The following is a 24,226-nucleotide window of genomic DNA, read 5'->3' as shown; positions in this document are numbered from 1 at the left end:
TTTTTGTATAATACAAGCAATATACGAGATTGACGAAATGTGAAAGGAAGGGATAGACATGGAACGCCATTATTATATTTATTGGATTGAGGATGAATTTGCACATCATTATTTTGGCAGAGAATCGATTTTGTTTCATTTGTTTGAGTCGTTACACTGGACGAACCGCACGGAAGATGAATTGGTGATGCTTGTGAAACAAGTGGATTACGTGACGAAACGAATCCCTGCTTTTCATATGCACCAGCGATTAATGAACAACTTAACGAACATTCACTATACACAAATTGGCTCGATATACAGCGCTTCCTTACCTGATGGAAAAGGAACGGCTGCATTTATTATAAAAGACCGTTATATCCAAATGTCTGCCACCGGCAGTTACGAGGCAGAAGCGGTGTTTTTTGAAGTGCTGAGAAAAATTAGTCCTTGCTTTCTTGCGATGGACTTTGGTTCAAAGAAGCATGGGTGGCTCAATCCGGTAAAAGTGAGGAATTTTGTTTAAAAAAATAAAATTGAACGTGAAATGTTGTATAATAGCCTTTTGTTTAGTACACTTTATACGAGACAACATGAAGGAGGAAGAATTATGGATTTATGGGTTGTCATCCTTGTAGGCGTTGTTGCACTGCTTGCAGGAGTTGCACTCGGATTCTTTATTGCTCGTAAGTATATGATGAGCTACTTGAAAAAGAATCCACCAATTAATGAACAAATGCTTCGAATGATGATGATGCAAATGGGCATGAAACCGTCCCAGAAGAAAATCAATCAAATGATGAAAGCCATGAACAACCAAGCGAAATAATACGTACGATATTATGATCATAGATGGAACATGGTTATAAAGAATGGACAAGCGTTGTCCTATCTTTATTGAATTCACCTTCATCAGACGCTTTAAAACCACTGTACTTGCATGAATGAAGCAGGGAAGGTGGTTTTTATTTTTGCGTCAGCCTCCTGTTAAAAACAAAAAACCCCTGTCATCAGAGGTTTTTGTTTCGTTTATGGTCACATATCAACTGTTCTAAAAATCGTGCAGCATGATAGATATCATGAGATATGATTAGTTGGCTGAGTTTGAGTGTAAGTGTCGTTGATATTGTAAGAGAAGATGATCTAGCTGCTGGCTATGTTCGATGGTCACTGTTGATGTCATCCCATTATGCAAGACAACTTTCATCAGCTCTTCTCTTTTTTCTTCGATTTGAGTTAATAATGATGTTTTTACCAAAGTCATGTTCCTTTCATGCAAATCTTGATAAAAAGAATCGATTTTATTATATCCATTTTAAGGTTTATTTTCAAATTTAAAGGATTCGTTATCTTGATGTCAAATTAAATTATATAAGGTTTTAAGAGAATAGACCATCTTTATTGAGAGGATGTAAAAAAAATGAAATGATTTTGTCATCTCTTATTGTATATTGTAAGAAGGGGGTGTTCTTTTGACAGATTTGAATTACTTTTTAGCTTTTGGAGCAGGGTTTCTTTCTTTTATCTCACCATGCTGTCTGCCGCTTTATCCAGCCTTTTTATCGTATATTACGGGCGTTAGTATAGATGAAGTGAAATCTGAGAAGGTGATGCTGAGAAGAAGAAGTCTGCTTCATACCTTATTCTTTTTAGTTGGATTCTCTATTATATTTATTGCGATTGGCTTTGGGACATCGTATGTTGGGAAGTTTTTTTATGATTACCATCAAGCAATTCGCCAGGTTGGAGCCATTCTCATTATTTTCTTTGGTTTTATGATTCTTGGTGTCTTCCAGCCTTCTTTCCTTATGGGGGAAAAGAGAATGCAGTTCAAAAATCGTCCTGCTGGTTTTTTTGGGTCAATTCTCATCGGAATGGGCTTTGCCGCTGGATGGACACCTTGTACAGGACCTATTTTATCTGCTGTTATCACACTTGCTGGTAACAATCCGGAGTCGGCTGTCACATATATGATTGCGTATGTATTCGGATTTGCCGTTCCGTTTTTTGTTCTATCCTTTTTCATCACGAAAATGACGTGGATCAGAAAGCGCCAGCAGCTTATCATGAGAATTGGCGGGATCATTATGATTGTGGTAGGGATATTGCTGTTCTTTGATCTTCTGACATGGATTATCATCATGTTCTCCTCATTGGTCGGCGGATTTACAGGCTTTTGAAATCGTTTTCTACAGTCGCGGCGAATGGTTTTTTTTCGTCAATTGGAGTATATTATACATAGGCTGACCTTAAAGAATAAAGGAATGATTTGATATGATGGTCTTGATCTCTTCTATAATTGCGATATGTATGGCGGTAGCCGTCATGTTTATTCGCATTAAGTCATCTGCAAAACCTGCAACCGCAAAAAAAATTATATTACCTCCTATTTTCATGAGCACTGGGGCACTAATGTTTTTTGTTCCTATGTTTCGAGTAACTGGGGCTGAATTTCTAGAGGCGATCACAGTGGGGATGTTTTTCTCCATCTTTTTAATCAAAACATCGAAGTTTGAAATTAGAGGGAATGACATTTATTTAAAGCGATCAAAAGCATTTGTGTTTATTCTCATTGGACTTCTTGTTCTTCGTATCGGGATGAAGACCATCCTGAGTTCTTCTATTGATTATGGTTCTCTAAGCGGGATGTTTTGGATTCTTGCCTTTGGCATGATCGTACCTTGGCGCGTTGCTATGTATTTGTCGTTTAGAAAGCTGTCTAAGCAATTAGATCCGCAGCAGGTTCAAATGAATTAAACCTCCTTTTGATAAAGGAGGTTATTTTAATAACGATTCATATGGCGTGTGATCGATGTCTTTTTCTTGAAGGCGCTTCAGTAAAAACTTATGATCCCGCTTTGGGGTAGCGATAATATAGCCGCGAATGATTAAATCTAAATTAATGCTGGCAGCTTGTTCTTTTAAAGCCAGCTCGCCAATCTTTCCCGCAATTTTTTCTTTGGCTACATCTCTAAACAGCTCTGGAACAGGTAATACGAGTTCATTTAAAAGCTTTTTGTCTTCTTCCCGCCATAGGTGGAGGCTCTTTTGAATATATTCATCCTGCCAATCAAGCTCTGATTTCCCATCTTCCTTCGGCAATCGTTTTAAAAATTTGCGAAACATAAAAAAGCCACCGATTGCGAGTAATCCGATCATCACCGTACCCCAAAATAAAATGAACCACAAAAACCAGCCGCTTAACATGTTCTCACTCCTTATACCCCTCGTCTCTTATCTTATTTTACATGAAGAGATGATAGAAGAAAATAACAAAAATGTATGTCTCTCATCTCTATGAACGCCTTTTTTCATTAATAACTGCCCATTTACTAGAAAGACCCAAACCATCTAGTAGAAAGAGAATACCTTATCATATAGCGACTCTACTATTTGGCCATGGTGGTTCGCAAAAGGTATTGACTTGACACGAACGGAATAGAGCCCACCAAATGAAGGTGGGCTCTTAATGTTTGAAGTGCGGGATTTGAAAGGAAAATGCCCCGCTTGGATGGTCAGAACTTTTTTTAATTCTTATCGAAATGATTCGGTTTTCGTATTCTGTTTCAATATCTTTGTCGTTCAAATAAAAAGGGAGCATGACACTTTTTTCAATTGGCTGTTCGCCTTCATCATTTGGCTTTTGTACCGTGTAAGCGAGAGTCAGCTCATGTCCAGCGAAGGTCAGCTTTACATCAGTGATCGATAGGGTGGATACATCAATCTCAATAATATAATCACGGCTTGTTTCATAAAGGTCAATTGGGAGGTGTTCATCATACCAGGCAAATGGATCATCCATTAAAACATTGAGCCAATCATCTATTTCTAGAAAATCAGAGGAATTCGATTGCTTTTCATTCTCCATAAACACTCCTCCATCACATCTCATAATAAATGATATGTTGAGAACTGAAATGTGTGAAAGACCTAAAACATCCCGCTTTGCCACGGGATGAGAGGAGGGTGTTTACATATCATGATGAGAATTGTGCTTTTGTCTTGTATGGTTGCGGTTTTTTACTTTTTTACTGCCTGATAATGGCTCCGGCTGTCCGCTTTGATGTTCCTTAGGCGAGTTTTGACGGATGTCTTTTCCTGTGTTTTTATTCGTCATAATGTTTGCTCCTTTCTTATTGGTTTTTTTTACGTTTTTTATTATTTTGTCTTTGTTCTTCTGTTAAAACGAGTTGATCATTTTCAATATAGCCTGCACCATTTCCTTGGCTTTTGGCTGCGTTCATGCCGTCAATCACATGATTTGCTTTACGTTTTGTCATGTTCTATCACCTCAATTGTAGTATGAACCCGCTCTGCTTGGATTATGAAGAGTAATCATTTCCTAATGATAAGATAAACTTATTGAATTTAATAAAAGCATTGTTATTTACTTATGTATGAATTTGTTTTAAGATGAAATTGTGAGAAAATTGTGGTGAAATACGACGATTTTTCTGAGAATTGAAATTGATCTTGATCATCAAAAGGGGGATTTTGGACATGTCGAAACAGCAGCAAGTCGCTAAACAAGACGCTTTTCAATCTAGAAAAACGTTTTCGACAAATGGGAAAACGTATCACTATTATTCGTTAGAAGCACTAGAGAAACAAGGAATCGGAAATGTTTCTAAGCTGCCTTATTCCATTAAGGTACTTTTAGAATCAGTGCTTCGCCAAGTAGACGGTAGAGTGATCAAGAAGGAACACGTTGAAAACTTGGCAAAATGGGGAACTGCCGAGGTCAAAGAAATTGATGTTCCATTTAAACCTTCTCGTGTTATTTTACAAGACTTCACGGGTGTACCAGCCGTCGTTGACCTTGCTTCTTTAAGAAAAGCAATGGCAGATGTAGGCGGGGACCCGGATAAAATCAACCCTGAAATTCCAGTTGACCTTGTCATTGACCACTCAGTACAAGTTGATAAAGCTGGAACTGAAGATGCTTTAAACATTAACATGGATTTAGAATTCGAACGTAACGCAGAGCGTTATAACTTCCTTAGCTGGGCAAAGAAAGCGTTTAATAACTATCAAGCTGTTCCGCCTGCAACAGGGATTGTTCACCAAGTAAACTTAGAGTACCTTGCAAGTGTTGTTCATGCGATTGAAGAAGATGGCGAGATCATCACTTACCCAGATACATTGGTTGGTACCGACTCACATACAACCATGATCAACGGTATCGGCGTACTTGGATGGGGCGTTGGCGGTATTGAAGCGGAAGCTGGTATGCTCGGTCAGCCTTCATACTTCCCAGTACCAGAAGTCATTGGTGCTAAATTAGTTGGAGAGCTTCCAAACGGAACGACTGCAACTGACCTTGCATTAAAAGTGACACAAGTTCTGCGTGAAAAAGGCGTAGTGAACAAATTCGTTGAATTCTTCGGACCTGGAGTTGCACAGCTGCCGTTAGCGGATCGTGCAACGATTGCGAATATGGCGCCTGAATACGGTGCTACTTGCGGATTCTTCCCAGTAGATGAGGAAGCTCTTGCTTACCTTCGCCTTACTGGACGTGATGAAGAGCAAATTAATATCGTTGAAGAATATTCTCGCGCAAATGGCTTATTCTATACGCCAGATGCAGAAGAGCCAATTTTTACGGATGTTGTGGAAATTGACCTTTCTCAAATTGAATCAAACTTATCTGGTCCAAAGCGTCCACAAGATTTGATTCCACTTTCTGAAATGAAAGAGACGTTCCATCAGCACATTGAAAGCCCAGCTGGTAACCAAGGGTTTGGCTTAGAAAAATCAGAGCTGGATAAACAAATTGAATTTGATCTAGCAAATGGTGAAAAAGCTGTGATGAAGACAGGTGCGATTGCGATTGCAGCGATTACGAGCTGTACGAATACATCGAACCCATACGTCTTAATCGGAGCAGGTCTTGTTGCGAAGAAAGCAAGTGAGCTTGGTATGAAGGTGCCAAACTACGTGAAAACGTCACTAGCACCAGGTTCTAAGGTTGTGACAGGATACCTCGTGAACTCAGGACTTCTTCCATACTTAAGAGACCTCGGATTTAACATCGTTGGGTATGGCTGTACAACATGTATCGGAAACTCAGGACCGCTTGCGCAAGAAATTGAGGATGCTGTCTCTGAAAATGATCTGCTGATCACTTCTGTTTTATCAGGTAACCGTAACTTTGAAGGGCGTATCCATCCGCTTGTGAAAGGAAACTACCTTGCATCTCCACCATTAGTTGTGGCGTATGCACTTGCTGGTACGGTGAATATTGATTTAACAAAAGACCCTATCGGTGTGGATAAAAATGGTGAGAACGTTTATTTCGATGATATTTGGCCATCAATGGACGAAATCAACAGCGTCGTCAAAAGCACTGTCACACCTGAGTTATTCCGTTCAGAGTATGAAACTGTTTTTGACAACAATGACCGCTGGAATGAAATTAAAACGACAGATGATGCACTGTATAAATGGGATGAAAATTCCACATACATTGATAACCCGCCATTCTTTGAAAACCTATCAGTTGAACCTGGTAAAGTTGAACCGCTTAAAGGCTTGCGCGTCGTTGCCAAGTTCGGTGACTCTGTGACAACTGACCATATTTCTCCTGCTGGAGCGATTGGCAAAGACACACCTGCGGGTAAATACTTGCAAGAAAGAGGCGTATCGCCTAGAGACTTTAACTCATACGGATCTCGCCGTGGTAACCACCATGTCATGATGAGAGGTACTTTTGCAAACATCCGTATTAAGAACCAAATTGCACCAGGAACTGAAGGCGGATATACAACTTATTGGCCAACTGGTGAAGTGACATCCATTTATGATGCATGCATGCGTTATAAAGAAGATGGAACAGGTCTTGCGATCTTAGCAGGTAAAGACTACGGAATGGGTTCTTCGCGTGACTGGGCTGCAAAAGGAACAAACCTTCTTGGAATTAAATTCGTTCTAGCTGAAAGCTTTGAGCGTATCCATAGAAGTAACCTTGTCTTCATGGGCGTACTTCCTTTACAGTTTAAAGACGGAGAAAGTGCAGAAACTCATGGTCTAACAGGAACAGAAACATTTGAAGTTCATGTTGATGAAACAGTTCGTCCACGTGATCTTGTCACTGTGAAAGCAATTGATACAGATGGCAATGAGAAAATATTTGAAGTGGTTGTTCGTTTTGATAGTGAAGTCGAAATTGACTACTATCGTCATGGCGGTATCCTTCAAATGGTACTTCGTGAAAAATTGGCAAGCAACTAATACTCATACAGCAAAGAAGAGAAGGCGCCTAGACAGCTTTCTCTTCTTTTTTAAAATAGTGGAGGATCAATCATGTGGAAAAAAGGAATGGCAAGCGCTGTTTTACTTGTGTTGATTGGTTTACTTGTGTGGAATTTACTCGAACCAAAAGAGCCCGCAATCGGTCTTGAAAAAGGGGATCAAGCCCCTGATTTTGAACTTAAAACCCTAGATGGTCAAACGGCCTCGTTATCTGATTATCAAGGGAAAAAGGTGCTCGTCAATTTTTGGGCGACATGGTGTAAGCCATGCAGGACAGAAATGCCGGATCTAGACGCAATTAGAAGCGAATATGATCAGGTCGAAGTACTTGCGGTGAATTTGACGACCACTGAAAAAAGTGTAGATCATGTTGCAGCATTTGCAGATGAATTAAAGCTGAGCTTTCCTATTTTATTGGATCAAAAAGGCATTCAAGCACGATATCAGGTGCTTTCATACCCCACGACATACATATTAGATGAAAAAGGACGAATCGTGTCTGTAAAGCATCAAATGCTGACAAAAAAAGAAATTGAGCAAGAGCTGGGTCTATAATGATTCAGCTTTTTTGCTTATTTTCTAAATGTTTTGGCGAAAATGAAATACAAACACTGGAGGTGAGTACAATGAGAAGAAGAAAACGACGTACATTTGAAGAGCTTGTACTTGAAAATAAAAAAGAATTATTAAGCAATGAGGAATTTTTAAACCAGCTTGAAGAAAAGTTGGAAGAGCGTTTTAGACAGAAATAAGTTATGAATTATCCTTTTTCGTTCATCCTAAAGAAGAGGGAGGGATGAATGATGGGCAGAGAGCATGATAAACAAGCGCAGTTTACACCAGACCATTTAGGGACAAAACCTGTAGCATACAAACGTAATAAAGGAAAAAAGATGCATAATAAATCAAATGAACAGCCTGATGTCATACAGACGAAGGGCGAATAAGGAGGGAATCATGATGAATGGAAAGTCATATCAATCCAATCCAGATGATCGTTCTGATAATGTTGAAAAGCTGCAAGATATGATCGAAAACACCCTTGACAATATCGATGAATCTGAAGCAGCGATGGCCTTTTCGACAGATCAAGAAAAACAGATGATCAAGCAAAAAAATGAAAATAGAAAAATGAGTATTGATGCCATGCGTTCTGAGATCAAGGACGAAGAAGCAGCAAGAAAAAATGGCTATACCGAATAAACCAGGGATTCCTGGTTTATTTTATTGCCTCCTTTTAGAAGAACCATTTCGATTGTGGTAAAATGGCAGAGACCTTAGGTTTTGATAGGAGAGCGATGAAAACGTGTATGTATCTAAAAAAGAAATAGAAGTCCGTTATGCAGAAACAGACCAAATGGGCATCGTGTATCATGCCAATTATTTAATCTGGATGGAAGTCGGCAGAACAGCACTGATTAAAGAATTAGGATTTTCCTATGCGCAGCTAGAAGCAGACGGCGCTCTTGCACCCGTTATAGATTTACAGGTGCAATATAAAAAACCATTGCTGTACGGTGAAACAGCGACAGTTCATACGTGGATTGAAGAATACAATGGACTCAAAACGGTGTATGGCTACGAAATTCAAAAGCCTGATGGGCAAACAGCGATTACAGGGACAACCTCACATATTTGTGTAGACAAAGAAACCTTTAGACCTATTCAATTTAGAAAAGCTTTTCCTGCCTGGCACAAAGTATACGAACAGTCGAAGAAGCAGGTTTAATTCATGGCGTTTGGTATTAAAAGAAGCGATCTAAATGCGTGGAAATCAGCTGTCCAGCAAGGAGAACTGGCCTTTTTAACCCATTATTGGCTTGATGACCGTTTCCCGCATGCCAATACCGTCACTAAAGCAGCCTGTCAGGATATGAAGCAGTTAATTGAGTGGGGAGAAAAACATGGACTCAAAAAAGAATGGATTCATGACCGCGCAGGGTTTCCACACTTTGACTTGATTGGTGAACCACAAAAAAGAATCCTGCAAAAGGAGCGGTCTTTAGGAAACATTCATGAGTATGGGCTATATATTGAAGGATAAAACAAAAAAGATACCCGAGGGATGAGGTATCTTTTTTGTTTATTCATAATGAAACTCTGGTTCTTTCACGGACTCGTTATAATCAATATGCAGATCATGGTTGTCAAAATACCAAATATCACTTTCTTCAACAAAGAAAGTAATACCTTCTATTTCAGCGGTTGCGCCGGCATTTTGAGGTTCATCTTTTGCGACGCCGAGAGAAAAGCCTTTTTGTACATTACTGCACCCGCCATATCTCACAAAAAAGCGAACTTGATCACCTTTTTCTAAATCTAGTTCATCCTTGTACCAATTGAGTGCATCTTCTTTTATCGTTAATTTCAATGTGATCGCCCCTTTTTGAAGTCATGCTGTTTTTTTAAATGCAGGATGCAAAAACAGCTTTTCTTTCCTTTTACCACATAATGAAACTTATGAAACGGCTAGAGCCATTTGATTTTCGGTTCAGTTTTGTTGAGGATTCGTTTGAGGTTGGCGATGTGTCTGTAGATCACAAAACCAGCTAGAACGGCAACAACAATGATTAAGAATACGTCTTTGGTGAAAATGCTGTAAATGAATGTATAGATACCGGTCAGCATAGATGATAGTGAAACATATTTACTAATGTATAAAAATAAGAAAAAAGCAGCGATCATCGTGATAAATAAGAATGGGGCATAAAATAATAACACGCCGCCAGATGTAGCGACTGCTTTTCCCCCTTTAAATTTTGCAAAGACAGGAAAGCTGTGACCGATAACAGCAGCAACTCCTGCTAATAAGGGATGAATGTCCAGTTGCATGAAAAACGGTAAAGCAGAAGCAAGGGTTCCCTTTAAAATATCAGCTGAAATCACGATAGACCCTGCTTTTACGCCAAGTGTACGAAATGCATTCGTTGCACCTAGGTTTCCGCTGCCATGTTCACGGATATCGATACCCTTTGCAGCTTTCCCGACAATGAGACCGGATGGAATACTGCCGAGAAGATAAGCCAAAATAAACATCAAAGCAATTAACATCTGCATAACTCCTTTATATTCTCCCTCTTGTCTTACATTTTAACATGATCTTATGAAAAACATGGGGATCTTTTTTTGAAAAAATCAAAAGCAGATGGATTCAGCTTTGTTTTTAAGCAGAAGTTCGCTAAAATAGAGGAAAAGGGGTGTTTGGATGAATCATCCTACGAAACAAGAAATTGGCCGTATATTAAAGAGCAGTAAACGAATTGCTGTTGTTGGATTATCAGATCAGCCGCACCGAACGTCTTATATGGTGTCTAAAGCGATGCAAGATGCCGGATATGAGATCATTCCGGTGAACCCAACGATTGATGAAGCACTTGGTGTGAAAGCAGTCGCTTCTTTAAAGGACATCAAAGATCCTGTTGATATCGTCAATGTCTTTAGACGTTCAGAGTTTTTGCCCGAGGTGGCAGAAGAATTTCTTGCAATGGACGCACCTGTTTTTTGGGCGCAGCAAGGCATCTATCACGAGGAAGCGAAAAGGCTGATTGAGGAAAATGGCAAGGTCGCCATCATGGATTTATGTATCAAGGTGGCTCATGCAATGACAAAAACTCATTAAATCGTCAAAAATCCTTGGTTTTCAAGGATTTTTGCTTTTTTGTTGCAGAAATATATTTGCGATTCTAGAAGAAAGCGATAAAATAAGGCGACAGGGACATAGCGGTGACCTTGCATATCAAGAAAAAGAGCGATAAGATAAAGGTAGAACGCTTGTTCTGTTTTGTGAAAACCATCATATGATTGCATTTGGCTTATCAAACAGTCTTGTTTATAATGGACTTCTAGTTCTGATTGCAGAATGTAGAACATTTCTCATAGCCGTGCAAAAGAGCATGTTTTGTTGATTCACACATGCATGGTGATGATGCAGCTTATTAAAGTGGACAGTAATGAGCAGCATGATCATCATTAAAATCTAGAGAGATCATTTGATGGTTTGCCGGTTATGTTTGTTAGTGAAAGGGGATTAAGCATTTGGTTAAAAAGCAGCAAGTAGATTATAACGATGATTCTATTCAGGTGCTAGAGGGACTTGAAGCGGTCCGTAAACGTCCAGGGATGTATATTGGGTCTACGGATTCACGCGGTCTTCATCACCTTGTCTATGAGATTGTAGACAACTCTGTCGATGAAGTACTCGCTGGCCATGGAGATCATATCGTTGTCAAAATACATAAAGATAACAGCATTTCCGTCCAAGATAAAGGACGCGGGATGCCTACTGGTATGCATAAGCTTGGAAAACCGACACCTGAGATCATTTTAACGGTCCTTCACGCAGGCGGAAAATTTGGTCAAGGCGGATATAAAACAAGTGGTGGGCTTCACGGAGTTGGGGCATCTGTAGTAAACGCGCTGTCAGAATGGCTCACTGTCACAATTGAACGCGACGGCTTTATTTATCATCAGCGCTTTGAAAACGGCGGAAAGCCTGCCACATCACTTGAAAAAGTCGGAAAAACGAAAAAAACAGGAACACTGATTCATTTTAAACCTGATCCAACTATGTTCAGTGTCACGACCTATAACTTCGATACTTTATCAGAACGTTTAAGAGAATCTGCCTTTTTATTAAAAGGATTAAAAATAGAGCTGATTGATGAACGACATGATGTACAAGAAACCTTTTATTATGAGACAGGCATTGAAGCCTTCGTTGCTTATTTAAATGAAGAAAAAGATGTTCTGAGTGAAGTGGTCTCATTTGAAGGAGAGCATCAATCCATCGAAGTAGATTTTGCTTTTCAATTCAATGACGGCTACTCGGAGAATATTCTTTCTTTCGTCAATAACGTCAGAACAAAAGATGGCGGTACGCATGAGTCTGGTGCCAAAACGGCGATGACGAGAGCCTTTAATGAATATGCGCGCAAAGTAGCCCTTCTAAAAGAAAAAGACAAAAATTTAGAAGGCACTGATATTCGCGAAGGACTGTCAGCCATTATTTCTGTCAGAATTCCTGAAGAACTGCTTCAATTTGAAGGCCAGACAAAAGGAAAGCTTGGGACAAGTGAGGCTCGCTCGGCTGTTGATGCTGTTATTTCTGAAAAGCTGGCTTATTTCCTTGAAGAAAACCGGGAAACAGCCACTCTTCTTGTGAAAAAAGCGATTAAAGCGCAGCAGGCAAGAGAAGCTGCTAGAAGAGCACGTGAAGAAGCAAGGAGCGGCAAGAAACGGAAAAAGTCCGAAGCAACACTGAGCGGAAAATTAACACCTGCTCAATCTAGAAACCCGGCAAGAAACGAATTGTACTTAGTAGAGGGCGACTCAGCGGGCGGATCAGCAAAGCAAGGGCGTGACCGTAAATTCCAAGCGGTGCTGCCGCTTCGTGGAAAGGTCATCAACACAGAAAAAGCGAAGCTTGCTGATATTTTCAAAAATGAAGAAATCAACACCATTATTCATGCGATCGGTGGAGGCGTCGGTGTCGATTTTAATGTAGAAGACATCAATTATGACAAAATCGTGATCATGACAGATGCTGATACAGATGGAGCGCATATTCAAGTGCTTCTACTGACGTTCTTCTACCGCTATATGAAGCCGCTGATTGAGCATGGCAAAGTGTTTATTGCACTACCGCCTTTATATAAAGTCAGCAAGGGCTCAGGGAAAAAAGAAATCATTGAGTACGCATGGTCTGATGAAGAAATGGATGACGTACTGAAGAAAGTTGGAAAAGGGTACACGATTCAGCGCTATAAAGGTTTAGGTGAAATGAACGCCGACCAGCTATGGGAAACGACAATGAATCCAGAATCGAGAACACTTGTCAGGGTCAAAATCGACGATGCTGCACGTGTGGAACGCCGCGTCACGACATTGATGGGTGACAAAGTAGAACCACGACGTAAATGGATTGAAAAGAATGTCGCCTTTGGACTAGATGAGGAAAGCAACATTCTTGAAAATGAAAACTTGTCGCTAGCTGAGGAGGTTTAAACATGGCACAACAAGAACGATTTCATGATTTACCATTAGAAGAAGTGATCGGAGACCGGTTTGGTCGCTATAGTAAATATATTATCCAAGACCGTGCGCTTCCAGATGCGCGAGATGGACTAAAGCCTGTACAACGAAGAATCTTATATGCGATGTACGCAGAAGGAAACACGCAAGATAAAAACTTCCGTAAAGCCGCGAAAACAGTCGGTAACGTGATTGGTAACTATCATCCGCACGGTGACTCATCTGTTTATGAAGCGATGGTGAGAATGAGTCAGAATTGGAAAGTACGAAATGTGCTCATTGAGATGCATGGGAATAACGGGAGTATCGATGGAGATCCGCCTGCTGCCATGCGTTATACGGAAGCAAGGCTTTCTGCCATTGCTTCAGAGCTATTAAAGGACTTAGACAAGGAAACGGTCGAATTTGTCGCAAACTTTGATGATACAAGCAAGGAGCCAGTTGTTTTACCAGCGATGTTTCCAAACCTTCTCGTGAATGGATCAACAGGGATTTCAGCAGGTTATGCCACCGATATCCCGCCGCATCATCTGGGAGAAGTGATTGATGGTGTCATTAAACGAATCGAACAGCCGCATTGTACGGTTGAGGATTTAATGACAGTCATCAAAGGTCCAGATTTCCCAACAGGCGGTATCATTCAAGGGGTCGACGGCATTAAGAAGGCTTATGAAACAGGAAAAGGAAAGATTATGATTCGCGGAAAAGCGGAAATTGAAACCATCCGCGGCGGACGCCAGCAAATCGTGATCACAGAAATTCCTTATGAAGTGAATAAAGCCAATCTTGTCAAAAAGATGGACGAGTTCCGAATTGAAAGAAAAGTTGAAGGAATTTCAGAGGTTCGAGATGAGACTGACCGAACTGGGCTTCGAATCGTGGTAGAGCTGAAAAAAGAAGCAGATGCAAATGGTGTCTTGAATTTCTTATATAAAAACTCAGATCTGCAAATTCCATATAACTTTAATATGGTGGCGATACATAATCGTAGACCAACCTTAATGACGCTGACAACTATACTTGATGCATATATTACCCATCAAAAAGAAGTGGTGACGAACCGCTCAGCATATGAGCTTCGAAAAGCGAAGGAACGCCACCATATTGTAGACGGATTAATTAAGGCGCTTTCCATCTTAGATGAAGTCATTGCCACAATCCGTTCCTCTAATGATAAGCGAGATGCGAAAAACAACTTGATGGAGAAATATGACTTTACAGAAGCACAATCAGAAGCGATTGTTTCCCTCCAGTTATATCGTTTAACGAATACGGATATTACGCAATTAAGAGACGAAGCTAGTGAGCTTGATGTGCGTATAACAGAACTTGAAGACATTTTAGGTAACGAGAAAAAGTTGCTAAAGGTCATTACAAACAGTTTGAAAAAGCTCAAAAAGACATATGCTGATGAGAGACGATCTGTCATTGAGGAAAAAATCGAAGAAATTAAGATTAACCTTGAAGTGATGATCGCCTCAGAGGATGTTTACGTCACGGTGACGAAGGATGGGTACATCAAACGGACAAGTCAGCGCTCCTATGCTGCATCTAACGGTAAGGACTTTGGCATGAAGGATACAGACCGCCTGATTCATCAGTTTGAAATGAATACAACGGATGTCCTCCTATTGTTCACGAATAAAGGGAGCTATATTTATTGTCCAGTTCATCAGCTGCCAGACATACGCTGGAAAGACATGGGGCAGCATATTACGAATATCATTTCAATTGATCGTGATGAATCAATTCAAAAAGCCATACCAATTAAAGAATTTGATGAAACGTCGTATCTTCTGTTCTTTACAAAAGGTGGAATGGTGAAGAAAACAGAGCTTCTTCAATATAAAGCGCAGCGCTATTCGAAACCGCTTGTCGCCTTGAACCTAAAAGGGGACGATGAACTCGTGGATGTTCATGTGACAACAGGACAGCAGGAATTGTTTATTGCGACGAAGAATGGCTATGGATTGTGGTTTGATGAAGAAGAAGTAAGTGTTGTTGGTCCGAGAGCGGCTGGTGTCAAAGGAATCAACTTGAAGGATGGGGACGAAGTAGTCTCTGGCCAGATCATTGATCCGAAAAACGATGTCCTCGTGCTGACGACTCAAAGAGGGGCTGTGAAGCGAATGAACCTCTCTGAATTTGATAAAACATCTAGAGCCAAACGCGGAGTTCTGATGCTAAGAGAATTAAAGAAAAACCCGCACCGTATTGTGGCTGTTATTGCTGCATCACTGCACGATACACTTGAGATTGATACGGATAAGGGTGCAACGATTCCGCTTGATATCTCTACTTTAAGAGCGAATGACCGCTATAGCAATGGATCATTTATTGTAGATGAGGAAGAGCAGGGAGAAGTAACACATGTCCTTGTCACACCTCAACCTGCGCCAGATGACAATAAATAAGCAAACGAAAACCCCCTGCGATAAACAGGGGGTTTCTTTTATATACGGGTCATTTAGCTCTCGTGGTTGCCAAACATGCTTGTAATGGCGTGCACTACTTCAATTCCTTGGTAGACGAAAAGAGAAAGTGAAGTGACAGAGAATAGACCTAGAATGAATACTCTTAAGAAAAATAACATCGTGTAAAACCTCCCAATTTTTGTTTTGATTTAGATGGTTGGGTTAAACACGAGATAGTCGGAAATAAGAAGATTGATAGAATACTGCAAGTAAATGCTTCTTTTTCCGGTCAAATTGATCAGTATGAGTGATGCGTGCAAATCCAGCTGTCATACTGCCAATCATCAGCAGTACTGTAAATGCGGCAAATACTGCGCTCACATGTTTTTGTTTCTTTTCATCGCCCATTGTCTGAGCGATTTTCATTTCATGTGATTCTTGATCGGCAACCACCTTTGCATGATGGTATACCTGAACGGAATGAGGCATTGAGAACAAATGAAAACTTGCGAGTGCTATAAATAAGACAGCTAATTTTAGCAGCATATTTTTTTTCATTTTTCTCACCCCTTCCTGTTTATTTTCATGATCTTACCACGTTTTCTGTTATTTGAAAAGTCTTATTTTTTTACTTTCCCTCTTTAAAAAAGCGATAAACATCAGGACATTTATAGGACTGTTTCACTTCATGAAAGGTTTCAATTTTATTTTTTAAATTTAAAAAAAGTGCCATGATCGAGGATCAGACACTTTTAGTGAACTTGTAATGAACGCGGTTTTGCTACAGCTTTTGTAAAGATTCCTGCAATACATATGGCGAATAAAACAAAAATAAAGGCATGAAGCAGTCCTACTTGATTGGCAAGCAGCCCTAATATAGGCGGCCCAGAAAGAGAGGCTGTATAACCTGATAAGGTCACAATGCTGACGCGTTTCACGGCGTACCGGCTATCATCACCAGCTGCAGAAATGGTTAGCGGGAAGCCTAAAGAAGCGCCAAGTCCCCATAAAAAGATCGATATCATACATACAACAAGTGAAATCTTTAAAATGACCAGAAATAGTCCGGCGGCGGCTGATAAAATCGCAATTCTTAGCAATAACACCCTGCCGAAACGATCGATCAAACGTCCGCTGATTAGTCTGCCGCTAATCATCCCGCATAAAAATAAAGCATAGATGACTGTACTCATGGAATGTGAAACCTGGTAGCCATCCACCATTGCAAGTGGAATCCAATCATTGGCAGACCCTTCGACAAACGCAAGACATAAGGCGATCATCGCAAGAGAGACCGTTCGTTTGTTCAGCCATGGCGTTTGAGTATCATCTATTGTATCCGACTGCTTCTCATGCTGATCCTTTCCTGTACCGTGCGGAATAAACCGTGTGCAAATCAAGATGCTGAGAAAGAAAAGAAGGGCAATGACAAGTAGGTGATTCAGCACAGAGACCCCTAGATGGATAAAAAGAATGCCAGCTCCTGCTCCAATTAAAGTGCCAATGCTAAAGGAAGCGTGCAATATAGGCAAAATGGTTTTCTTGATACTGTATTCAATTTCTGTCCCTTCTAGGTTCATCGCCACATTGCACATACCTGAGCCTGCTCCAAAAAGAAATAGACCGGCAGTGACGACAAAGATAGAAGAGAGTGTTGAACCAATGGCAAGAATGGTGAATCCAAGGAACATCAAAAAAGCACTGATCACAATCGCCACGCGGCCGCCTTTTTTTCGAACAAATACATTTGAAAGAACAAGCCCGACAATTGAACCAACGGATAAGCCAAGTAAAATAAGTCCCATCGTTCCTGTATTGGCTTGTAATAAATCTCTGACTTCCGGTGTCCGTGAAAACCATGTAGAGATGGAAATACCAGACATCGTGAAAATAACTATAATCGCTTTATACCACTTTAATTCCATCTAATCCCTCACATTTAAAGATGTATCTGTCACTGAACAAATCTACTCGATTATAAATGAGATGGGCTGATTCGTAAATAACTTGAGGCAGGAACATGAACAATTCTAGTCAAAAGAAATCTTGCCTTCCCAATTCTTTAAAATAAACATAATGGGGAGGAAGCATGTCGGTGAAAGGAGACGGGATTGAGCCAGAAATGTACAAACAAACTTAAAGGCAGCGCTATCACAGGTTCAGACGTCATTTGGAATATGTCGAATGGTCAATTGGTTACCAAATGATGTATCAGGATAAATAGAAGGGGAGGAGAGGATCAACATGAAAAGTGAAAAGGAAAAAATGATCCAAGGAGAACATTATGTATCTAGTGTGACCAAACCCTAATTGCAGATCGAAAAAGAGCGAGACATTTGACATTTACATACCAGCAAACCAATCAGCCAGAAAAAAGAACATCCATTTTAAAGGAATTATTAGGCGCTTGCGGAAATGATGTCGTTTTTGAAGGAAGGCTGCAGTGCGATTACGGATACAATATCGAGGTTGGCGAGCATTTTTTGCAAATTTTGATGCAGTATTATTAGACGTTTGCAAAATTACCATTGGACATCACTGTTTATTAGGTCCGAATGTACATAATTATACGGCTGAACACCCGCTTGACCCGATAGAACGTGCAAAATGCATTGAATTCGGCAAACCAGTCACCATTGGAAACCACGTATGGATTGGCGACAATGCTGTCATAGCATCTGGTGCCGTTGTGACAAAAAGTGTTCCAGCAAACGTCGTGGTTGGCGGAAATCCTGCGAAAATCATAAAATATCTTGGTGAATTAAAATCTGGCGAATAAACAAGGATTTTGATTTTTTCTTTTTTGTCTCAATAAGATAAGTATACTTAGATTTGAGACAAGAGAAATTCATTTGTGCTGTAACTTCCTAGAATATATATTATGTAAACTAATAAAAAGAAATGAATAAGATTTCGTCTTCATAGCTTCATATGTACTAGAAGGTAAATGTGGATCCATTGTTGTACAGTCCCTCTTATCCATCTCCAACTGCCTCTTTCGTTAGGGTCATAATTGTTTAAGTAAAGTTAGTTGCTCCGTTTGTTCAATAAGAAAAGGAGGTGCCGCAGCTACCTCCTTTGTTAAGTCAAAGCACCCTTTAGTTTTATAAGCAACACTTCGAAAATACGAGATTATTGTAGCATACTCTCCAATTTGTCCTTCACTAGCACCCATTCTTGGTCGATTACACTGTAATACACAGAGTCTCTTAAATAACCGTCAGGCATAACCATATGATTTCGAAGCACCCCTTCTTTTACCAAACCCAACCGTTCAATTGCCTGCTGAGACCGCACATTTCTGCTATCTGTTTTCAACTGAACACGGATTGTCCCAAGTGTTTCAAAGCAGTGTTTCAAAAGAAGATACTTACATTCTGTATTTATTCTAGTTCGCCAAACAGTTGGAGACAGCCATGTCCAACCAATTTCCAAGTTACGATTTGGTATGGATATATTAAGAAAACGAGTGCTTCCCACAATTTTCCTCGAATTCTTATCGAAGATAACAAAAGGAAATTCGCTTCCTTGCTCTCTCGCTTGAAGTGCTCCATTCACAAGGGACTTCATATCTTCAATCGATTGAACCCTCATTGGCATGTGTGCCCATATATCTGGATTGTTTCCCGCATCAAATAATTCCTGTACGTGATAATCTTCCATAGGTTGTATCTTTACTCTATCTCCTATTAATACTACAGGCGTTATCTCCATAATTCTTCTTCTCTCCTTTTCTTCTTTGGTATGGTTATATATATCAACTAAGTAATTTTTCTTTTGACAACTCAGATAGTTTGTTCTGCTTTGTTAAATAGACGAGAGTATTATAAATGTGTTTGTAAAGTAACGCATTTAGAAGTTGTTCTCATGCCTACAATTGTTCCTAAATCATGAAATGGACTGTCTGGTTGGATAATAAGTTGTGCTGCCACCCAACTCAAATCTTCTGAGTCCATTTTTAGATATTGGCTTAAAGAAGACCCTATACCTTTAGCTTTAGTGTTGATAGTATCAAATAAACTGATCTCTTCTTCATCTTCCAAATAATGAAAAGCTAAAAATGGCACATTAATGAATGCATTTGTTTCTTCTAAATATAACTTAATTCCACCTAATCGATGCTGACCTTCCATTTGTTAAAGAGACATTTGAAAATGGTGACAAGTAATATCTAATCCAACTTTAAGGTAGAATCTATGTGCATCATGCCTATGAACACCAGAATCTAAATGAAATTGTTCACACTCATTTTCCTTTGCTTGACTTATTAGCCAATCCCATAGAATTTTTGCATACTCGATCATCGCAATCCACTGAATTGATGTCTCCTTTCACAATATAAAAGATATTATTCTCCAGTCTCAGCAAATTGTTTCAATCGATCTCCAATTTCATCTCTTACCCTTTGGAAAAATGACCACTTCTCTTCTTCTGTTCCTTCTGCTTTTGCTGGATCATCAAAGCCCCAATGGACACGTTCGACATGAGGTGGAGTCATCGGGCATTTATCAGCTGCATCACCGCATAGTGTGACGACTAAGTCAGCATTTTGCAATATGTTCTGATCAATCAGATCAGACGTTTGATTAGATATATCAATCCCTATTTCTTTCATTGCTTTTACAGCATTCGGGTTTAATCCATGAGCTTCAATACCAGCGCTATAGACCTTCCACTCATCTCCAAGATGTTTTTTAGCCCAACCTTCAGCCATTTGACTGCGGCAAGAATTACCGGTACATAAAAAGTAAATTGTTTTCTTTGACATGTTGATCGTCTCCTTTAATGTATAATCAATAGCCAGAAATACAAAGCTAAAAGTGTGATGAATAGTGTTGGTACAGTTAAAATGACTCCTATTTTGAAATATGTCCCCCAGGAAATCTTCACACCTTTTTGAGAAAGGACGTGGAGCCACAGTAGTGTTGCTAAGGAGCCAATGGGCGTAATTTTTGGTCCTAAATCTGAACCAATGACATTTGCGTAAATTAACGCTTCTCTCATCATTCCTTGTGTATCGGTACCGGATATGGCTAATGCATCGATCATGACCGTCGGCATATTATTCATGACAGATGAAAGAATTGCTGCGATAAAACCCATACCAAGAGTCCCTGCCAATAAACCTTTATCTGCTACAGCTTGGATCACGCTTGAAAGAGCATCAGTGAGCCCTGCATTCCGCATGCCATAGACAACAACGTACATACCTATGGAAAAGAATACGATCGCCCATGGTGCTTCTTTTAGAACGCTTTTTGTTTGAACAGCAGGGCTTTTTTGTGCAATGACCAAGAATAAAATGGCAATCACACCAGCTATGACCGATACAGGTATAGATAAAAACTCGCTTGCAAAATAACCAATCAATAAAAAAGCTAATATATACCAAGATAATCTAAACATCTTTGGATCTTTTATTGCTTCACTAGGGTGCTTTAACTCAGTCAGATCATAGCGTTTAGGTATACTCTTTCTAAAGAAAAGGTACAGTACAGTGATACTCGCTAGCAATGAAAAAAGGTTTGGAACGACCATTCTGGATGCATATTCAATAAACGTAATGTTGAAATAGTCGGCTGTTACAATGTTCACCAAATTACTTACGACAAGGGGAAGCGAAGTTGTATCTGCAATAAACCCACTCGCGATAATAAAAGGGAATACAATTTTTTCATTGAAGTGTAATGCTCTGACCATGGCTAAAACAATGGGTGTCAAAATAAGTGCTGCACCATCGTTTGCAAATAAAGCAGCGACGATTGCACCAAGGATGGTCACATACACAAACATACGCAGCCCACTGCCTTTTGCAGCCTTTGCCATATGCAATGCTGCCCATTCAAAAAAGCCGATTCGATCAAGTATGAGTGAAATGACGATAATGGCAACAAAAGCTAAAGTCGCATTCCAAACGATGCCTGTCACGGTGATCACATCGTCAACATTCACAACACCTACGATTAATGCTAAAACGGCCCCTCCACATGCGGACCACCCTATGGATAAATTTTTTGGCTGCCAAATAACCAATACCAAAGTTAACAAAAATATGAGTAATGATAAAACGGCAAAACTCAAACCCATCCCTCCTTACGAACAAGAAATGTTTGTTGCTTTATGTTGTATACTTTTTAAAAGGTCATCTTCTTTATCAATTTGATTTAAGATGATACGAATCGTCTCAAATTCTGGAGACAGTGTATTGATTGAATAATAACGCCACTGCCCTTTTCTGTTCTCATGAACAAATCCAGCTTTTTTTAATTTTCGTAAATGCTGACTAATCGCTGGTTGACTCATTTCGAACATATCTACCAGTTCACAAACACAATATTCCTTCTCCAAAAACAATTTCATCATAATGAGTCTTGTTTGATCACTGAGTATTTTTAAACAATTCGACATATGTAACAAACCAATTGAAACATCTGAAGTCACAATGATTCCCTCCCTCTTTTAAATATTGGTGACGGTCCCTGTTATCAAATCCTCCAATATTATATAACTGAATACTTATATAATCAATTGATTATATGATTTGAACAAAAATTTATTCGCGTTAAAATTATTGATTAATGTTTTTTTCTTTTATTTTTTATTCATCAAAAAAATTGATTATTGTAGAATCCTTATTTGACTATTGTTTATAAAGCATAAAATGGATCTACATTTCTTTCAATGGTCTGTCATATGACAATTCCTATTCTTATATAAATCCCAATGGCTCATTTTGTTGATGCGCTAGCTCCATTCCTCCTACCAAATAGAGAGCGTTCTTTTTATCTATATCATCATCAGGCCAAGTGCGGATTAGTTGACGCAATCTAACTGCAACGGTCTTACACACATCTGGTATTAAGTAACTATCAGAATCCTAAAGATCCAGCAATGGAATGATGTCATCTTGATAGTTTTCAAATGGAAGTCGGTGTAAGACCAATCTGCTTCGCAATGGCGGATTTCCATATTTTCAAAGAGAGACAATTCTAATAGGGTTATTTTGATTTAATCCCTGCACCACAAAGAGGTATGACAATGGTTTCTTCTGATTCCTTTTGATATTTCATGTAGCCAGCAAAATTAACTGCAGATGTCACTTCCACATAAAATCCTTTCTCACTTAGTTTAGAGCGTGCATTTAGAATCTCATCTTCTTTAATATCAATAAACGTACCATTGGTATCTTGTACAGCTTCTAAAATTTGTTTGGAGCGAGCTGGGGCTGCAATTGCTATCCCTTCTGCTAAGGTCCCTTTATTCGTCACAGGCGATGCTAATCCTTTCGCATTTTGATAAGCTTTCACAAGTGGTGCACAGTTTTTCGCTTGTATGGCAACGATTTTCGGTATTTTATGAATGAGCCCATTTTCAAATAACTCTTTAAAGCCATAATATGCACCTAGGAGGAGAGTACCGTTTCCAACCGGAATGATTAAAGTATCAGGTGCTCCTTTTAGTTGCTCATAGATTTCGTAGGCATATGTTTTTGTTCCTTCAAAAAAATAAGGATTATACACATGGCTTGCATAAAAAACGTTTTCATTGTCTACTGCCTTTTGTGCCGCAGCTGCAATGTCCTCTCGTGTACCGCGAATTTCTTTAATCGTTGCTCCATGTGCTTTTATTTGAGCGACCTTTTTAGGCGAAGTTTCATCGCTTAGATAGATGTCACAGGCAATACCACAACGTGCTGCATAAGCTGCAATCGCCGTTCCTGCATTCCCGCTACTATCAGCAATCACTTTTGATACCCCGAGTTCCTTAGCTTTTGTCATCAAAACAGCGGCTCCTCGGTCTTTAAAGGATAAGGTCGGCATCATATAATCAACTTTTACATAAGTGTTTGGCTCATTAGGATCTAGAACGATTAAAGGTGATTGACCCTCCCCCATTGTGACAGTTTCCCAAGTCTTAGAACCTTTTGAAAATGGCATGGTTTCAACATAACGCCATAATGAGTTTGGATAGTGATCCCAAGCTGCAACATCTATTTTCGGAGTATCTTTCACCAGATTTAATACTCCACCACAATCACATTTCCATAGAGTTGGTGTCATCTCATACTTTCTCCCGCAATGGTTACAAATCAATTGATTCATCGATCATCTACCCCTTCGAATATTATTTTATATGAAATATAATTTTTTATATAGAGTAGGCAAAAAAATATCTTAAATATATGCAATGGCATCAATTTCAATTTTGAAACCAAAATGTAATTCATTCGTTGGTACAATAGTACGTGCTGGTTTATGTTCACCGAAAAAATTAGTATAAACAGCATCTACTTTGTCCCATAAATGAATATTCGAAATGTATAATGTCATGCGCAAGATCTTCTCTTTTTTACTTCCAGCAGCCTCTACAATCATCTCTACATTCTTAAGCGCTTGTAATGTCTCTTCTTCAATGTGGCCGAACTCTTTTTCTCTCGTTTCGGGATTGATGGCAAATTGTCCTGAAACATAGACCGTGTTTTGATGAATGGTTGCGAATGCATAGTGTCCGTTTGATTTTAGATTTCCTACCTCGAGTATGCTTTTCATTTT

At 39.5% G+C, this 24,226-nt stretch carries 31 protein-coding genes and 1 pseudogene; 15 read left to right on the top strand and 17 right to left on the bottom strand.

Annotated features, from left to right (window positions below; genetic code table 11):
- The first annotated feature begins 58 nt into the window (after positions 1–58).
- On the top strand, positions 59–505 hold the full coding sequence (sirA, locus tag C6Y03_RS00710; protein WP_012010100.1) for a sporulation inhibitor of replication protein SirA: 447 nt from the start codon (positions 59–61) through the stop codon (positions 503–505).
- An 84-nt stretch (positions 506–589) separates the two neighbouring features.
- Entirely contained in the window at positions 590–808 is a 219-nt protein-coding gene (locus C6Y03_RS00705) for a YneF family protein (RefSeq protein WP_003212379.1), read from the top strand.
- A gap of 261 nt (positions 809–1,069) precedes the next feature.
- Here the strand turns inward: C6Y03_RS00705 and C6Y03_RS00700 are convergent, their stop codons facing one another.
- Positions 1,070–1,243, bottom strand: coding sequence for an aspartyl-phosphate phosphatase Spo0E family protein (locus C6Y03_RS00700; protein ID WP_369810454.1), 174 nt, complete (start codon positions 1,241–1,243; stop codon positions 1,070–1,072).
- Positions 1,244–1,451: 208 nt separating this feature from the next.
- On the opposite strand from C6Y03_RS00700, the gene C6Y03_RS00695 reads away from it, so the two are divergent.
- Positions 1,452–2,159, top strand: a complete 708-nt coding sequence (locus tag C6Y03_RS00695) for a cytochrome c biogenesis CcdA family protein (RefSeq protein ID WP_106038669.1) — start codon at positions 1,452–1,454, stop codon at positions 2,157–2,159.
- Between the two features lie 94 nt (positions 2,160–2,253).
- Positions 2,254–2,736, top strand: a complete 483-nt coding sequence (locus tag C6Y03_RS00690; protein WP_034660774.1) for a CcdC family protein — start codon at positions 2,254–2,256, stop codon at positions 2,734–2,736.
- Between the two features lie 21 nt (positions 2,737–2,757).
- Here C6Y03_RS00690 and C6Y03_RS00685 read toward each other — a convergent pair whose 3' ends face one another.
- The 4 genes from C6Y03_RS00685 to sspO all read right to left on the bottom strand — a co-directional run bounded on the left by C6Y03_RS00685 (position 2,758) and on the right by sspO (position 4,259).
- Complete coding sequence (locus C6Y03_RS00685) at positions 2,758–3,186, bottom strand: DUF2621 domain-containing protein (protein WP_034660775.1); 429 nt, start codon at positions 3,184–3,186, stop codon at positions 2,758–2,760.
- Between the two features lie 259 nt (positions 3,187–3,445).
- On the bottom strand, positions 3,446–3,847 hold the full coding sequence (locus tag C6Y03_RS00680; RefSeq protein WP_034660776.1) for an Hsp20/alpha crystallin family protein: 402 nt from the start codon (positions 3,845–3,847) through the stop codon (positions 3,446–3,448).
- Between the two features lie 102 nt (positions 3,848–3,949).
- Positions 3,950–4,096, bottom strand: a complete 147-nt coding sequence (locus C6Y03_RS00675) for a small acid-soluble spore protein P (RefSeq protein WP_012010105.1) — start codon at positions 4,094–4,096, stop codon at positions 3,950–3,952.
- 16 nt (positions 4,097–4,112) lie between these two features.
- Complete coding sequence (gene sspO / locus C6Y03_RS00670; protein WP_003210995.1) at positions 4,113–4,259, bottom strand: small acid-soluble spore protein SspO; 147 nt, start codon at positions 4,257–4,259, stop codon at positions 4,113–4,115.
- Between the two features lie 220 nt (positions 4,260–4,479).
- Here sspO and acnA point away from each other — a divergent pair, with 220 nt between their 5' ends.
- From acnA to C6Y03_RS00635, 7 genes are all read left to right on the top strand, one after another.
- Positions 4,480–7,209, top strand: coding sequence for an aconitate hydratase AcnA (gene acnA, locus C6Y03_RS00665; RefSeq protein ID WP_034660778.1), 2,730 nt, complete (start codon positions 4,480–4,482; stop codon positions 7,207–7,209).
- Between the two features lie 72 nt (positions 7,210–7,281).
- On the top strand, positions 7,282–7,785 hold the full coding sequence (locus tag C6Y03_RS00660) for a TlpA family protein disulfide reductase (RefSeq protein ID WP_106030942.1): 504 nt from the start codon (positions 7,282–7,284) through the stop codon (positions 7,783–7,785).
- A gap of 71 nt (positions 7,786–7,856) precedes the next feature.
- Positions 7,857–7,982: an FbpB family small basic protein gene (locus C6Y03_RS00655; RefSeq protein ID WP_003211002.1), complete on the top strand. Its 126-nt coding sequence runs from the start codon at positions 7,857–7,859 to the stop codon at positions 7,980–7,982.
- A gap of 51 nt (positions 7,983–8,033) precedes the next feature.
- The gene (locus C6Y03_RS00650; protein ID WP_008357830.1) at positions 8,034–8,177 is read left to right on the top strand and encodes an acid-soluble spore protein N; all 144 of its coding nucleotides are present in this window, start codon (positions 8,034–8,036) and stop codon (positions 8,175–8,177) included.
- 13 nt (positions 8,178–8,190) lie between these two features.
- Positions 8,191–8,433 carry a small acid-soluble spore protein Tlp gene (gene tlp / locus C6Y03_RS00645; RefSeq protein WP_106038668.1) on the top strand — a complete coding sequence of 81 codons (243 nt, stop codon included), beginning with the start codon at positions 8,191–8,193 and terminating at the stop codon, positions 8,431–8,433.
- 103 nt (positions 8,434–8,536) lie between these two features.
- Complete coding sequence (locus C6Y03_RS00640; RefSeq protein ID WP_034660781.1) at positions 8,537–8,959, top strand: acyl-CoA thioesterase; 423 nt, start codon at positions 8,537–8,539, stop codon at positions 8,957–8,959.
- 3 nt (positions 8,960–8,962) lie between these two features.
- Positions 8,963–9,274, top strand: coding sequence for a hypothetical protein (locus C6Y03_RS00635; RefSeq protein WP_034660782.1), 312 nt, complete (start codon positions 8,963–8,965; stop codon positions 9,272–9,274).
- 39 nt (positions 9,275–9,313) lie between these two features.
- Here the strand turns inward: C6Y03_RS00635 and C6Y03_RS00630 are convergent, their stop codons facing one another.
- Positions 9,314–9,601: a HesB/YadR/YfhF family protein gene (locus C6Y03_RS00630; RefSeq protein ID WP_003210876.1), complete on the bottom strand. Its 288-nt coding sequence runs from the start codon at positions 9,599–9,601 to the stop codon at positions 9,314–9,316.
- 98 nt (positions 9,602–9,699) lie between these two features.
- Positions 9,700–10,281, bottom strand: a complete 582-nt coding sequence (plsY, locus tag C6Y03_RS00625) for a glycerol-3-phosphate 1-O-acyltransferase PlsY (RefSeq protein ID WP_060596428.1) — start codon at positions 10,279–10,281, stop codon at positions 9,700–9,702.
- Positions 10,282–10,435: 154 nt separating this feature from the next.
- On the opposite strand from plsY, the gene C6Y03_RS00620 reads away from it, so the two are divergent.
- The 3 genes from C6Y03_RS00620 (at position 10,436) to parC (ending at position 15,674) form a co-directional block, all read left to right on the top strand.
- Positions 10,436–10,849 carry a CoA-binding protein gene (locus C6Y03_RS00620; RefSeq protein WP_106038667.1) on the top strand — a complete coding sequence of 138 codons (414 nt, stop codon included), beginning with the start codon at positions 10,436–10,438 and terminating at the stop codon, positions 10,847–10,849.
- A gap of 416 nt (positions 10,850–11,265) precedes the next feature.
- Entirely contained in the window at positions 11,266–13,233 is a 1,968-nt protein-coding gene (gene parE, locus C6Y03_RS00610) for a DNA topoisomerase IV subunit B (protein ID WP_106037731.1), read from the top strand.
- A 2-nt stretch (positions 13,234–13,235) separates the two neighbouring features.
- Positions 13,236–15,674: a DNA topoisomerase IV subunit A gene (parC, locus tag C6Y03_RS00605; RefSeq protein ID WP_106038665.1), complete on the top strand. Its 2,439-nt coding sequence runs from the start codon at positions 13,236–13,238 to the stop codon at positions 15,672–15,674.
- Positions 15,675–15,727: 53 nt separating this feature from the next.
- Here parC and C6Y03_RS19455 read toward each other — a convergent pair whose 3' ends face one another.
- From C6Y03_RS19455 to C6Y03_RS00595, 3 genes are all read right to left on the bottom strand, one after another.
- Positions 15,728–15,853 carry a hypothetical protein gene (locus C6Y03_RS19455; RefSeq protein ID WP_008343787.1) on the bottom strand — a complete coding sequence of 42 codons (126 nt, stop codon included), beginning with the start codon at positions 15,851–15,853 and terminating at the stop codon, positions 15,728–15,730.
- A 43-nt stretch (positions 15,854–15,896) separates the two neighbouring features.
- Positions 15,897–16,232: a hypothetical protein gene (locus tag C6Y03_RS00600; protein WP_034660789.1), complete on the bottom strand. Its 336-nt coding sequence runs from the start codon at positions 16,230–16,232 to the stop codon at positions 15,897–15,899.
- Positions 16,233–16,426: 194 nt separating this feature from the next.
- Positions 16,427–17,599 (bottom strand): MFS transporter, encoded by a 1,173-nt coding sequence (locus C6Y03_RS00595; RefSeq protein WP_106038664.1) that lies wholly within the window; start codon positions 17,597–17,599, stop codon positions 16,427–16,429.
- Between the two features lie 319 nt (positions 17,600–17,918).
- On the opposite strand from C6Y03_RS00595, the pseudogene C6Y03_RS19265 reads away from it, so the two are divergent.
- Positions 17,919–18,453, top strand: a pseudogene (locus C6Y03_RS19265) (sugar O-acetyltransferase).
- A 353-nt stretch (positions 18,454–18,806) separates the two neighbouring features.
- Here C6Y03_RS19265 and C6Y03_RS00585 read toward each other — a convergent pair.
- The 7 genes from C6Y03_RS00585 to C6Y03_RS00550 form a co-directional block, all read right to left on the bottom strand.
- The gene (locus C6Y03_RS00585) at positions 18,807–19,388 is read right to left on the bottom strand and encodes a GNAT family N-acetyltransferase (protein ID WP_189318301.1); all 582 of its coding nucleotides are present in this window, start codon (positions 19,386–19,388) and stop codon (positions 18,807–18,809) included.
- A gap of 110 nt (positions 19,389–19,498) precedes the next feature.
- Positions 19,499–19,807 carry a ParB N-terminal domain-containing protein gene (locus tag C6Y03_RS00580; RefSeq protein WP_095285219.1) on the bottom strand — a complete coding sequence of 103 codons (309 nt, stop codon included), beginning with the start codon at positions 19,805–19,807 and terminating at the stop codon, positions 19,499–19,501.
- Between the two features lie 215 nt (positions 19,808–20,022).
- Positions 20,023–20,442, bottom strand: coding sequence for an arsenate reductase (thioredoxin) (gene arsC, locus C6Y03_RS00570; RefSeq protein ID WP_034660792.1), 420 nt, complete (start codon positions 20,440–20,442; stop codon positions 20,023–20,025).
- A gap of 14 nt (positions 20,443–20,456) precedes the next feature.
- Positions 20,457–21,761 (bottom strand): arsenic transporter, encoded by a 1,305-nt coding sequence (locus tag C6Y03_RS00565; protein ID WP_411266082.1) that lies wholly within the window; start codon positions 21,759–21,761, stop codon positions 20,457–20,459.
- Positions 21,762–21,767: 6 nt separating this feature from the next.
- Positions 21,768–22,115 carry an ArsR/SmtB family transcription factor gene (locus C6Y03_RS00560; RefSeq protein ID WP_034660794.1) on the bottom strand — a complete coding sequence of 116 codons (348 nt, stop codon included), beginning with the start codon at positions 22,113–22,115 and terminating at the stop codon, positions 21,768–21,770.
- A gap of 557 nt (positions 22,116–22,672) precedes the next feature.
- Positions 22,673–23,776 (bottom strand): threonine synthase, encoded by a 1,104-nt coding sequence (locus tag C6Y03_RS00555; protein ID WP_060596447.1) that lies wholly within the window; start codon positions 23,774–23,776, stop codon positions 22,673–22,675.
- 72 nt (positions 23,777–23,848) lie between these two features.
- Positions 23,849–24,223 carry a RidA family protein gene (locus tag C6Y03_RS00550; protein WP_041109273.1) on the bottom strand — a complete coding sequence of 125 codons (375 nt, stop codon included), beginning with the start codon at positions 24,221–24,223 and terminating at the stop codon, positions 23,849–23,851.
- Positions 24,224–24,226 lie beyond the last annotated feature (3 nt).

This window comes from Bacillus sp. LNXM65, from assembly GCF_002998575.1.
Classification (GTDB): domain Bacteria; phylum Bacillota; class Bacilli; order Bacillales; family Bacillaceae; genus Bacillus.
The sequence above is the reverse complement of the archived record's forward strand: the minus strand, read 5'-3'. Positions and strand labels throughout refer to the sequence as shown.

What these genes read in the sequence shown, in the direction of transcription:
- C6Y03_RS00620 (WP_106038667.1), top strand. Translation starts at nt 10,436, where the DNA reads ATGAATCATCCTACGAAACAAGAAATTGGCCGTATATTAAAGAGCAGT.
- parC (WP_106038665.1), top strand. Translation starts at nt 13,236, where the DNA reads ATGGCACAACAAGAACGATTTCATGATTTACCATTAGAAGAAGTGATC.
- C6Y03_RS00700 (WP_369810454.1), bottom strand. Translation starts at nt 1,243, where the DNA reads ATGACTTTGGTAAAAACATCATTATTAACTCAAATCGAAGAAAAAAGA.
- C6Y03_RS00685 (WP_034660775.1), bottom strand. Translation starts at nt 3,186, where the DNA reads ATGTTAAGCGGCTGGTTTTTGTGGTTCATTTTATTTTGGGGTACGGTG.
- C6Y03_RS00680 (WP_034660776.1), bottom strand. Translation starts at nt 3,847, where the DNA reads ATGGAGAATGAAAAGCAATCGAATTCCTCTGATTTTCTAGAAATAGAT.
- C6Y03_RS00600 (WP_034660789.1), bottom strand. Translation starts at nt 16,232, where the DNA reads ATGAAAAAAAATATGCTGCTAAAATTAGCTGTCTTATTTATAGCACTC.
- C6Y03_RS00705 (WP_003212379.1), top strand. Translation starts at nt 590, where the DNA reads ATGGATTTATGGGTTGTCATCCTTGTAGGCGTTGTTGCACTGCTTGCA.
- sirA (WP_012010100.1), top strand. Translation starts at nt 59, where the DNA reads ATGGAACGCCATTATTATATTTATTGGATTGAGGATGAATTTGCACAT.
- arsC (WP_034660792.1), bottom strand. Translation starts at nt 20,442, where the DNA reads ATGTCAAAGAAAACAATTTACTTTTTATGTACCGGTAATTCTTGCCGC.
- sspO (WP_003210995.1), bottom strand. Translation starts at nt 4,259, where the DNA reads ATGACAAAACGTAAAGCAAATCATGTGATTGACGGCATGAACGCAGCC.
- C6Y03_RS00650 (WP_008357830.1), top strand. Translation starts at nt 8,034, where the DNA reads ATGGGCAGAGAGCATGATAAACAAGCGCAGTTTACACCAGACCATTTA.
- tlp (WP_106038668.1), top strand. Translation starts at nt 8,191, where the DNA reads ATGAATGGAAAGTCATATCAATCCAATCCAGATGATCGTTCTGATAAT.
- C6Y03_RS00585 (WP_189318301.1), bottom strand. Translation starts at nt 19,388, where the DNA reads ATGGAGATAACGCCTGTAGTATTAATAGGAGATAGAGTAAAGATACAA.
- C6Y03_RS00565 (WP_411266082.1), bottom strand. Translation starts at nt 21,761, where the DNA reads ATGGGTTTGAGTTTTGCCGTTTTATCATTACTCATATTTTTGTTAACT.
- C6Y03_RS00675 (WP_012010105.1), bottom strand. Translation starts at nt 4,096, where the DNA reads ATGACGAATAAAAACACAGGAAAAGACATCCGTCAAAACTCGCCTAAG.
- C6Y03_RS00660 (WP_106030942.1), top strand. Translation starts at nt 7,282, where the DNA reads ATGTGGAAAAAAGGAATGGCAAGCGCTGTTTTACTTGTGTTGATTGGT.
- C6Y03_RS00550 (WP_041109273.1), bottom strand. Translation starts at nt 24,223, where the DNA reads ATGAAAAGCATACTCGAGGTAGGAAATCTAAAATCAAACGGACACTAT.
- C6Y03_RS00580 (WP_095285219.1), bottom strand. Translation starts at nt 19,807, where the DNA reads ATGGAAGGTCAGCATCGATTAGGTGGAATTAAGTTATATTTAGAAGAA.
- C6Y03_RS00655 (WP_003211002.1), top strand. Translation starts at nt 7,857, where the DNA reads ATGAGAAGAAGAAAACGACGTACATTTGAAGAGCTTGTACTTGAAAAT.
- C6Y03_RS00555 (WP_060596447.1), bottom strand. Translation starts at nt 23,776, where the DNA reads ATGAATCAATTGATTTGTAACCATTGCGGGAGAAAGTATGAGATGACA.
- C6Y03_RS19455 (WP_008343787.1), bottom strand. Translation starts at nt 15,853, where the DNA reads ATGTTATTTTTCTTAAGAGTATTCATTCTAGGTCTATTCTCTGTCACT.
- C6Y03_RS00635 (WP_034660782.1), top strand. Translation starts at nt 8,963, where the DNA reads ATGGCGTTTGGTATTAAAAGAAGCGATCTAAATGCGTGGAAATCAGCT.
- C6Y03_RS00595 (WP_106038664.1), bottom strand. Translation starts at nt 17,599, where the DNA reads ATGGAATTAAAGTGGTATAAAGCGATTATAGTTATTTTCACGATGTCT.
- C6Y03_RS00690 (WP_034660774.1), top strand. Translation starts at nt 2,254, where the DNA reads ATGATGGTCTTGATCTCTTCTATAATTGCGATATGTATGGCGGTAGCC.
- plsY (WP_060596428.1), bottom strand. Translation starts at nt 10,281, where the DNA reads ATGTTAATTGCTTTGATGTTTATTTTGGCTTATCTTCTCGGCAGTATT.
- acnA (WP_034660778.1), top strand. Translation starts at nt 4,480, where the DNA reads ATGTCGAAACAGCAGCAAGTCGCTAAACAAGACGCTTTTCAATCTAGA.